The organism is Ferrovibrio sp. GW821-FHT12B10, assembly GCF_058807515.1.
This window is the reverse complement of sequence record NZ_JBXAQT010000006.1, coordinates 1-838: the sequence shown is the minus strand read 5'-3', so window position 1 is coordinate 838 and position 838 is coordinate 1. Positions and strand designations below refer to the sequence as shown.

Sequence of the window (838 nt, the reverse complement as noted above, 5' to 3'; positions counted from 1 at the left end):
TCAGACTGTGGAGAAGGCAAAAAGAAAGGGGGCCAAAAGGCCCCCTTTCCGATCTGGTATCAGACTGCCGATTAACGGAACAGGCTGAGCAGGGTGTTGGGCTGCTGGTTGGCGATCGACAGCGCCTGGATGTTCAGCTGCTGGCGGACCTGCAGGGACTGCAAGGTGGCGCTTTCAGCCGCGACATCGGCGTCGACCAGGGCGCCGAGGCCCTTCTTGGTCGCGTCGACCAGGTCGTCAACGAAACCCTTCTGCAGCGTGATCGAGCGCGACTGCGCGGCGATCTGCGCCGAGACGGAGTTGACCAGCGATTCGAACACGCCCAGGCCCGACACGGCGTTCGAGTAGCCGCCAGCCGAGGTGTAAGCCGCAGCCGTAGCAGACAGACCAGCGGCGCCAGACGTGGCGGTCGACAGGTTGCTGCTGTTCTGCAGGGTCAGCGTGGTGCCCGACACGTCGGCCACGAAGGTGACCGCTGAGGTGCTGTCGCTGTTGAGCAGGTTCTTACCGTTGTAGGTCGCCTGATTGATGTAGTTGGTGACCTGACCGATCAGCTTGTTCACGTCGTTCTGGTACACGGTGCGCTGATCAGTGGTCAGCGAGCCGTCGGCGAGGTTGGCGAACTTCGCCTTGATGTCGCCGACCAGGTTCGAGATACCGGTCAGAGCGGCAGCGGTCACCTGACCGAGGCCTTCACCGGCCGCCAGCGACGACTGCACCGAGGCATACGCCTTGATGTTGCCGCGGATGCCCTGGGCGACGGCGAACACGGCCGCGTCGTCCGAAGCGTCGGCAACCTTGAAACCGGTCTGAACTTTCTTGGAGGTCTTGTCGAGCT

The 838-nt window shown here is 62.9% G+C and carries 1 protein-coding gene; it reads right to left on the bottom strand.

Going from position 1 to position 838, the window contains the following annotated elements:
* Positions 1–71: 71 nt before the first annotated feature.
* Positions 72–838 (bottom strand): flagellin (locus AC1RRT_RS20525; RefSeq protein ID WP_493015848.1); only part of this gene is annotated, 767 nt, incomplete at its 5' end.